We start from the raw sequence: 1,142 nt of genomic DNA, 5'->3' as shown, positions 1-1,142 counted from the left end.
CGCGATCCCGGACGGGGCGGGGCGCCCGTGCCTAGCGTGTGTAGGCGTAGGTGGCGGCTGCGGCGCTGATGGGTCCGGAGGCGGCGGAGAAGGCGGAGAGGACCTTCTGGACCTCGGTGAAGGGCGCGTTCGAGACGTAGATCAGGTCGCGGTTGCGCATGCGGAAGGCCTGGGTCAGGAACAGGCTCTGGGGATCGCGCATGTTGACCCGGTAGACCACCGGCACCAGCGGGGTGCCGAGCAGCGCCGAGCCCGGGTTGAGGCGGCGCACCACGCTGGCGGGCTCGAAGCGGAAGATGAAGGTGCCGGCCGGATCCGCCTGGAAGTCGGACAGGCCGCGCGCCTTGGCCAGCGCCTGGGCGAGCGTGATGCCCTCGGCCTGGAACGGGATCTCGGTGGAGTTGCCGAGCGCCCCCACGGCCAGGAAGGTCTGGGGGTCGCGCACCAGGGTGAGCACGTCGCCCGGGCGCAGGTAGATGTTCTCGCGCGGGTTGGAGACCACGGTGGTCAGCGGCACCGTGGCGGTGGTACGCCCGCGCGACAGCCGCACGAAAGTCTCGGCGACGGGGGCGCGCACGCCGCCGGCCGAGGCGACGATGTCGAGCAGGCGGTCGCCCTTGGCCGAGAGCGGCAGGCGGGCGCCGCCGGCGACCTCGCCGGTGACGGTGACGGCCTGCGAGATCGGCTTGGTGACGGAGACCAGCACCTGGGGCTGGATGGCCTTGCCGGCCAGTTCGGTCTCGATCAGGGCCTGCACGTCCTGGGGGCGGCGGCCGGCGACCTGGATGCGGCCGGCATAGGGCACCGAGATGGCGCCGTCGCGGGAGACGACCTGCTCGGGGATCAGGGCGGACTTGGAGCCGGCCGAGAAGCGGTCGGCCACGAGCGGGCCGGAGAACAGGCCGCCGGAGCCCGCCTCCCAGATCGAGACGGCCACGAAGTCGCCGACGCCGATCACCGGCTCCAGCGCCGGGCGGTTGTCGCCGAAGGAGGCGAGCAGGCTGTCGAGCGGGCGCGTGCGCAGGGCCTCGACCACGGCCGGGGTGATGTCGAGCAGCTCGTAGCGCGCGAAGGTGCCCTCGGTGGTGGTCGTCTCCGCCCCCGACGCGATCGCGCCCGCCGTCGGACCCGACGCCGGCAGG

1 protein-coding gene is annotated in these 1,142 nt (G+C 73.5%); it reads right to left on the bottom strand.

Annotated elements, in window-relative coordinates:
* Positions 1 to 31: 31 nt before the first annotated feature.
* On the bottom strand, positions 32 to 1,141 hold the full coding sequence (locus MOX02_RS30670) for a polysaccharide biosynthesis/export family protein (protein ID WP_244948467.1): 1,110 nt from the start codon (positions 1,139 to 1,141) through the stop codon (positions 32 to 34).
* Between the last annotated feature and the right edge of the window lies 1 nt (position 1,142).

The organism is Methylobacterium oxalidis (genome assembly GCF_007992195.1).
GTDB lineage: Bacteria > Pseudomonadota > Alphaproteobacteria > Rhizobiales > Beijerinckiaceae > Methylobacterium > Methylobacterium oxalidis.
The sequence above is the reverse complement of the archived record's forward strand: the minus strand, read 5'-3'. Positions and strand labels throughout refer to the sequence as shown.